Consider the following 8,151-nt stretch of genomic DNA (forward strand, 5'->3'; position numbering starts at 1 on the left):
ACCGCCGACCCCAGGCCGATGGGGAAGCGGCGGGTGGTGTGGCGGTTGGCCCCCCTCGGCTCGGTCCCTGGCGGGACGCGCGCCGATCCCCCGGGGACCGGGGGATTGCGTGGAGGGTGGCCGCGGCGGAGCCTCCTCGGCTCGGTCCCTGGCGGGACGCTCGCCGATCCCCCGGGGACCGGGGGATTGCGTATGAAGCCGAGCCGGCCGGGGGCGGCGTGTGCTGCTCGGGCGCTGGGGGCCACCTGCCTCACGGACGAGCACCTCCTTACGCTGTCTCCCGCTTTGCGGGGGACCGACGAGCGCCGAAGGCCGAGTCGAGGGGGTGGTTGCGGACGGTGGTTTGTTTGGGCCCCCTCGGCTCGGTCCCTGGCGGGACGCTCGCCGATCCCCCGGCTCACGCCGGGGGATTGCGTATGAGGAGCTGGTGCCTCCCCAAACTGCTACCCACCCACCAACAGCAGACAGAACGCCCTCGGCCTTCCTCTAGGCGTCGGCCATGCTGGCGAGGTTTTGGAGGGTGTCGTAGGCGGCGTATTTGTAGGCCTCGGTACGGGTGGGAATGTTGTACGTGAAGTCGATGAATCGGTCGAACGGATCGCCGCTGTGCATCACCGGTTGGGCGTGGTGGATGAGCTCTGCGGCTTCGTCGCCGATGATGTGTACGCCGAGGAGCCGGTGATCCTCGCGGGCGACGACGAGCTTGATGAGCCCGGTGGTCGTGCCTGCGATGCGGCTCTTCGGGTTGTCGACGAAGCGAGCCCGCCCGACGGCGTGGTCGATCCCGGCCGCCTCGGCTGCCGGCTCCGTCATGCCGATCATCCCGATCTCGGGGATGGAGTAGATCCCGTATGGCGGCAGGGGGTCGACGACCTCCTTGAACGGGATGTTGAAGGCGTGGCAGGCGGCCACCCGTCCCTGCTCGGCGCTGACGGACGCCAGCGCCGGCGGTCCGATGACGTCTCCTGCCGCGTAGATGCGCGGGGCCGTCGTCTCGAAGTGCTCGTCGACGATGATCCGGCCACGGTCGTCGAGCTGCACGCCTGCGTCCTCGAGGCCGAGGCCGGAGGTGTTGCCGACTCGGCCCGCCGCAAAGAGCACCATGTCGGGAGTCGCCGTCGCTCCCGTGCCCAGGTCGACATGGAGGGTGCCGTTCCTGCGTTCGATGGCGGCGCCGGCGGAGCCGAGATGGACGTCCATGCCCATGGCGACGAACGCATCGCGCAGCAGCGAGGAGATCTCGGGGTCGAGAAACGGGATGAGGCGGTCGGAGGCGTCGACGAGCGAGACCTTGGCGCCGAGCGCCGTGAAGATCGAGGCGTACTCGGAGCCGACGGGGCCTCCGCCGATGACGACGAGGCTCTCGGGGATCCGCTCGAGGGTGAGGATCGAGCTGGAGTCGTGCACGTCCGGGTCGTCGAACGGGATTGCCTTGGGCCGCAGGGGGCTCGATCCCGTTGCGACGAGGATCACGTCCGTACTGAGGGTGCGCGTCGACCCGTCCGGCGCGACCACGTCGACGGTATGGCCCTTGCCGAGCGTCGCCTCGCCGTGGATGAGCTCGATGTGGTGGCGCTCCAGGTTGCGCTGCACGGTCTCGGTCATCCTCGCCTCGACCTCGGACTCCCTGGTGCGCAGCCGCTCGAGCAGGATGTCAGGGGTGAGGCCGAGCCCGAGGCCGTAGACGTCGCGCATGCGGAACCCGGTGAGGTAGTTGGCGGCTTCTCGCAACGTCTTGGACGGGATGCCGCCGGTGTGCACCGGCACCCCGCCGGGCACCTCGTCGCGCTCGACCAGCGCGACGCGATGCCCGAAGTAAGCCGCCTGCGCGGCGGCCTTCTCGCCGGCAGGACCGGACCCGATGACGATCATCTCGAAGTCAGGCATGGCCGAACGCTAGCGATACGCCCGATCGTGCGACAGGGTGCGCTTGCTGTCATGCATCGGACGAGCTGCGCTGATGAGCTCGGAGAGCCGGAAGGACCAGCAGATCCTTGGCGCGTCCCGCCGCTTCCTTCGAACGGATCACGTCGGCGAGTCCGGCGACGGGCACTCGGCGGCCCTGATACTCGCGAACCACCTGGCCCTCGACGAGTTCGACGTATCCGAGGGTCCCGTCCGGAACCATCGAGATGTCGAGCGGGCCCGCGCTGGTCACGAGCGACATCATGACGAGCGACTCGAACCACTTAGGCGTGATTCCGCCCGGGACCTCGATCCCACCCGGAGGCCCGTCGACGACTCGCAGGCGGGCAGCGAGCTCGCCGAGGGCGGCGACGAGGCGTTCGAGGTTCACCTCGGAGGGTGCCGGAGTGATGTCAACGTCACGCGTCGGTGGAATCGCGACGTCATGCAGCTCCGCGGCGAAACCTCCGATGACGACGTACTCGACCGCGTTGCGCTCGAGTGCGTCGAGCAACGCGGCCACGTCGACGTCCGCGGTCGGCACGTCAACGTCCCTTCACGCGGCGCAGCCGCGCCTGCGCCGCTCGATCGGATCGAGCTGTCTCCAGCTCGACTCGCAGGGATGCGGGCAGCGTATCGAGGTATGCAGCGAGCGCCTCGTCGTGGTCGTCGACTGGCTCGAGTCGGAGGCGCAGATCGAAGCCGGCGGCTCGGAGGAGCCGCATCAGCGTTGGCAACGTCGGATCGCGCCGGCCCGTCTCGTAAGCCGAGATCGCCTGCTGGGTGACCTCGGCGGCGGCGGCGAGATCCGCCTGCGTCATCGAGGCGCGGTCGCGCGCTATACGGAGCAGTCCGGCGGCAACCGTCGGGGCAGGGTCGTACTTTCCCACGACGACACGGTACTACAAACAAACGTATGTATACATTCTTTTGTTTGTAAGCAACCCTCGTTTGTGAGCTCGAGCTGGTTTGACCCCATCGGCGCGATCTGCGGCCCTCGTCGATGGTCGTGCTTCGTGCCAACCGCACTTGAGCAGCTTCGGTCTCCACGGTTCACGCACCCGGCCCCGATTCGTACGGTTGCGATCGCGTAGCGAGTACGAAGGGGGAGGAGCTCACCATGTCGGTATCACGAGCAGTGCAGCAGGGTCGGTTCCGACGATGACTGATCTCGCCAGATCACCCAATCAGCGAGAACGATCGCGGTTGCTTCCCGCCGGAAGCCTGGTCGGAGCGCTGCTCGTGCTCTTCTCGGTGCTGACGGCGGCACCATCGCGAGCCGTCCCGCCGTCGATCACGTTCTCGTGGATCACCCCCTCTGATGGGACGACACTCCTCGTGGCGCGCACGGCATCGAACAACCCGCTCGACCCGCCGACGTTCCAGCTCAAGGCGGACGTGTACTTGAAGAACTCGGCGCGCGTCCCGGTCGACGTCACGGGCGTGACGTTCACCTATCCCGGATCGTCGATCGGCTCGTGGTCGTATGTCCCGAAGTGGTTCGAGGACGACGACCAGGACCCCGAGACGCCCAACGTCGAGCGGAACTGGTTGATCGGGGGAGGCGCCGAAGACTACGTTTCCATCCACGACGGCCTCAGCCGAGACCTGTCGACACCTCTGCCGAAGGCAGTGCAGATCGACATCTACCTCGGCACCGATCCCGCGCCGTTGACGCTGCGCTTCGACCTCGCCTTCAGGGACAACACGGTCCCCCTCGGTGCCTTCTTCTTCCCGGCCAAGGTGGACGATCTCGACCCGACGGAGCGCTGGTGGTGGTCGACGCGACACGCTTTCGACGCCGGCGGTGGAGTGAATGGAAAGATCAACCCGTCCGACCTGTGGGACCGCTACGCGCTCGACATGGGTGTCGTCGGATGGAACGGCTCGATCTGGACGCGGCTCGAAGGATCGAGCACCGCCGCAAACGAGGACTTCCGCGTGTGGGACAAGCCGCTCTACTCGATGGGCGACGGCGTCGTGGTCCGCTGCTACCGCGGTGAGCCGGACGAGCCGCCTGCCCCCTTCGAGGAGAACGAGTTCTACTTCGGGGCCGGCAACGCCCTGTACATCCAGTACGGGAACGACCGCGTCCTCTATGCCCACTTGCAGCACGACACCATTCCGGAATCGTTGTGTCCCACCCCGATCGTTCCGGGTCCCGGTCTCTTTCCCGACGAGCTGCCGCAAGGAGGGCTGACCATCCCGGTCGAAACCGGACAATTCCTCGGGCGGGTCGGGAACACGGGGCGCACGTCCGAGCCCCACCTCCACCTCGAGATCAACCACTTGCCGGGCACGGATCCGGTGTTGGGGCCTCCCATCCAGTTCCTCAACATCCGGGCGCTCGCCGACGAGAACCTCATCAACAACCTGGGGCCGAATCCGGTGCTGCAGCCGCTGCATGGCATGGCGTTGCACCGCCACAGCATGCTCATTCCGAACCCGTGCGGGCTCGACGTGCCGGATGAGGGATTGCCCGAGGTCAGCGTCCACGGCGTCCCCGCCGACTGCTACCAGGACGTCTTCAATCTCATCACCTCGCGCGGCTATCGGCCGGTGTTCGCCGACGGGTACGACGTCGACGGGGACACGTTCTTCAACGCCACGTTCCGTTCAGCGGGGCCATCGTCGGCGGCGTTCCACGGTCTGACGGAGCCCGAGTACGACGCGGTGTTCCACGATCTCCAAGACGACGGCTACCGCCTCCATCAGGTCGACTCCTACCTCGACAATGGGGCTGTTCGGTACGCCGCCATCTTCGAGCAGCGGCCGGGGCCGGCATGGACCGCCTTCCACGGGCTGACAGATGCCGAGTACGCCGATTCGCTCGACGACCTGAGCGCCAAGGGGTTCGTACCGGTCAACATCTCGACCGTTGCGGTGGGCGGGAACCTGCAGTGGACCGGGCTCCTCGAAGCGGTCCCGGTCGCGGGGTGGACCGTCGACTCGGTCCCGGTCGCCGACTATCAGGACCTGTTCAACGCCAACGAGGTCGCCGGGCGGGTCCCGATCTATGTCCACGGGTTCGACACGTCGAGCGGACCGCACCTCACGGGCGTGTTCGTCGACCCGATCGGCGGGAACTGGGCCGCCGAGCACGGCAAGGCGTTCAACGAGTACCAGACTGCGTACAACCTCAACCTCGGTGCCGGCCGCTTCACCCGTTACGCGACGGGCTACGACGAGGGCGGGGAGGCGTCGTTCGCCGCCGTGTGGCGGGTGCGTCCCGACACGGCGATGACGATCACGCCGCCGGCGATCACGAACCTGCCGGTCGCGGTCTTCACGTACGAGGCGGACAACCCCTTCACGACGCTCGAGTGCCGCCTCGACGGGGCACCGTTCGCAGCCTGTGCCGGGATATCGACGCTCGGGCCTCTCGCCGAAGGGCAGCACACGTTCGAGACGCGAGCGGTCGACCGGGAGCTGCTGCGCGACCTCACGCCGGCGTCGTTCACCTGGCTGGTGGACAGGACACCGCCGAGAGTCGAGGTGAGAGAGCCGGAGCCGGGTTCGCTCACCGAGAACGGCGAGCTGCGGCGCCGCGGCCGGGGCACCGAGACGACCGTGGTGGGCTGGGCCGACGTCGTCGTTGACGCAGCCGATGCGCTGGCCGGGGTGTCGGCGGTGACGTTCGAAGTTGACGGAGTTCCGGTTCCGGGCTCACCAGTCGACGAGGACACGTGGACGTTCGTGTTCGAGCCACACGGCAGGGGGACGCAGCGCTACGTGATCGAGGCAACGGCGACCGACGCCGCGGGGAACTCGGCCACGGCAGCGATCGAGGTCGTCGGTGTCGCCACCGGGAGACCGCGGCGCACGGGAGGCATCGGTGCCCGCTGACGGGGCTGCGGCGTGATCGGGAGGGCGACCCCTCCATGTCGGGGACTGCAGCATCGACTGCACGCGTTCGATCTCGAAGGGGAGCACCTCGACGGCACGCCGTTCCAGTGCGACGACGAGGGCGGCAACGAGTGCGGATGCCCGGCGATGTCGGCATGCACGGCTGGCCAGCTCGAACCTGGCACCCCCGACCCAGCTCGACCCGTCGCGCGCCTGGCTGCGTCCCGGCGGCTTCCTACGGGATCCCCGTCGGCGCGATACCCCCGCTTCGCCCACCTACCCGTCCAGCGGTTGGCGTCCGGTGGCGACGACGTATGCCTGATGGAGGCTGGCGTCGTCGTTGGGCTTGGTGCGGCTGGGCCGCACGTGGTCGGGGTGCAGTCCCCATGCCACGACGTCGGCGAGGTGTTCGCCGCCGGCGTTCGCCCAGTCGTCTGGGCTCGTGCTCCACGCGTCCAACTCGCGCAACGCCAAGAAGGCGGCTCGCTGGGAATCGGTGACGGTGTGGCGGTCCCAGGCGTGCGCCAGCTCGTGCAGCAGCGTGAACAGGTTGCCGCACAGATGGATGACGTAACGGCCGTTGCGGATCATGAGGACTCCGGCCCGCAGGTCGCCGTTGCCGGCGGTGCAGCCGTTGTCGTCGGGGTGCATCCACACCTCGACATGAGGCAGCGCCATCCCAGCCGTGCGGAGCAGTCCCAGTGCCCGTTCGACGGTGGCGATCTGCCCCAGTGTCTGGGCGTACACGGTTGCCCCGTCGACCTCAGTCGTCGCCGGATAGTCCGCCTCCCAGGCCTCGACCGTCACCCGCGATGACGTGGACGCCGTCTCGGCGACCGCAGCGAGCACCGTGCCCGCATCGGTCGTCGCGCCACCGCCGCCGACCGCGGTGAGGAGCATGGACAGGGCCCAGATGGTGCGTGCGTTCTTCATGCATGCACCGTCCGAAACGCCTGTCAGGCGACGGCTTCGGACGCGTCACGGCCGTGTCAACGACGTCAAGGAGGTGTCCCGGCCGGCTTTGACAACTTCTTGACGCGGCGCCGGGACGATGCCGGCCATGGAGCGGCTCGTTGCCTCCGATGCGTCCCTGCAGGGGGACCTCCCAGCCCGGTACATTCTGGGTATGCGCTTTGGTGTGCTCGGTCCCATCGCGGTGAGTTCCGGCGAGGGCGAGCGCCTACCGGTCGGCGGACCGAAGCAGCGCACGGTGCTGGCGCTGCTGATCGCCGCGGCCGGTCGCACGGTCTCGACCGACGAGCTCATCGACGGCGTCTACGGGGATGAACCCCCGGCAGGGGCGCGCCGCTCCATCCAGACCTACGTGTCGAATCTGCGAGGCGATCTCGGTGGCGTCATCGAGCCGGACCGGTCCGGATACCTCCTCAGACCCGCAGGCCAGGAGATCGACGCCGTTCAGTTCGCCGACGCGGTCGAGGCGGCTGCCGGCGACGACGATCCAGAGCACGCCGGCGACGAGCTGCGCCGGGCGCTGGCGTTGTGGCGGGGCCACCCGTTCGCCGACGTCGACGACTATGGGGCGTTGACGCCCGAGATCATCCGGCTCGACGAGCTGCGGCTACGCGCCATCGAGATGCGGATCGACGCCGACCTGGCCTCCGGCCGGCATCGCCAGCTCATCGCAGAGGTCGAGGCCCTCACGGTCGAGCATCCGTTGCGGGAGCGCTTCCGCGGCCAGCACATGCTGGCCCTGTATCGGTCGGGCCGTCAGGCGGAGGCGCTGCGGGCCTACGACCGGACTCGCCGGATGCTCGGCGACGAGCTCGGCCTCGATCCCTCACCGGAGCTGCGGACGTTGGAGCAGCGGATCCTCGACCAGGACCCGGAGCTGGCGTTCGAGCCGACGCCGGCGGTCACCGGCGGGTCGGTCCTCGTCGCCGACGTCGCCGACACGACCGCCCTCGAGTCGCTGGCGACCAAGGCCCGGCACCGCATCGTGTCGGAGCAGTCGGCGGCGTTCGACGATGCCGTGACCCGCAACCTCGGCCGTGTGTTCGCCCAGCGCGGCTCTGCCATGTATGCGTGGTTCGCGGATGCGTCGAGCGCGGCCCAGGCGGCTGCGGCGAGCCAGGTCGCCCTGGCGGCGACGACCCCGGGGCTTCGGATGGCGATCGCCGCCGGCGACGTCGAGGTTGCGCCCGACGGTTCGGTGTCGGGACCACCGATCAGCCGGGCTGCGGCCATCGCCGCGGTGGCGCACACCGGCCAGGTGCTCTTGTCCGTCGAAGCGAACCGCGACATCACGGAGTCCGGGACGCCGGGCCTCGTGGTGCGCAGCCTCGGCGAGCACGACGTCGCCGGACTCTCCCAGCCGCAACCAGTGCATCAGCTCGTTGTCGAGGGCCTCCCGGCGACGTTCCCGCCGCTGCTCATCGGACA

The 8,151-nt window shown here is 68.7% G+C and carries 6 protein-coding genes; 2 read left to right on the forward strand and 4 right to left on the reverse strand.

The genetic code is table 11. The features are described from left to right. Positions 1-486: 486 nt before the first annotated feature. From sthA to VGC47_14205, 3 genes are read right to left on the reverse strand one after another with little or no spacing between them, the layout of a single operon-like run. Entirely contained in the window at positions 487-1,887 is a 1,401-nt protein-coding gene (gene sthA, locus VGC47_14195) for a Si-specific NAD(P)(+) transhydrogenase (GenBank protein ID HEX9856459.1), read from the reverse strand. A 49-nt stretch (positions 1,888-1,936) separates the two neighbouring features. Beyond that, positions 1,937-2,449 carry a hypothetical protein gene (locus VGC47_14200; GenBank protein HEX9856460.1) on the reverse strand — a complete coding sequence of 171 codons (513 nt, stop codon included), beginning with the start codon at positions 2,447-2,449 and terminating at the stop codon, positions 1,937-1,939. Position 2,450: 1 nt separating this feature from the next. Further along, complete coding sequence (locus VGC47_14205; GenBank protein ID HEX9856461.1) at positions 2,451-2,795, reverse strand: helix-turn-helix transcriptional regulator; 345 nt, start codon at positions 2,793-2,795, stop codon at positions 2,451-2,453. A gap of 316 nt (positions 2,796-3,111) precedes the next feature. Here VGC47_14205 and VGC47_14210 point away from each other — a divergent pair, with 316 nt between their 5' ends. Next, on the forward strand, positions 3,112-5,751 hold the full coding sequence (locus tag VGC47_14210; protein ID HEX9856462.1) for a hypothetical protein: 2,640 nt from the start codon (positions 3,112-3,114) through the stop codon (positions 5,749-5,751). 276 nt (positions 5,752-6,027) lie between these two features. On the opposite strand, the gene VGC47_14215 is transcribed toward VGC47_14210, so the two are convergent. Further along, complete coding sequence (locus tag VGC47_14215; GenBank protein ID HEX9856463.1) at positions 6,028-6,684, reverse strand: hypothetical protein; 657 nt, start codon at positions 6,682-6,684, stop codon at positions 6,028-6,030. Positions 6,685-6,811: 127 nt separating this feature from the next. On the opposite strand from VGC47_14215, the gene VGC47_14220 reads away from it, so the two are divergent. Further along, a partial coding sequence (locus tag VGC47_14220) for an AfsR/SARP family transcriptional regulator (protein ID HEX9856464.1) occupies positions 6,812-8,151 on the forward strand: 1,340 nt, incomplete at its 3' end.

The sequence above is a fragment of the Acidimicrobiia bacterium genome, from assembly GCA_036396535.1.
In the GTDB taxonomy this organism is placed as follows: Bacteria; Actinomycetota; Acidimicrobiia; order Spongiisociales; family UBA5794; genus DASWKR01.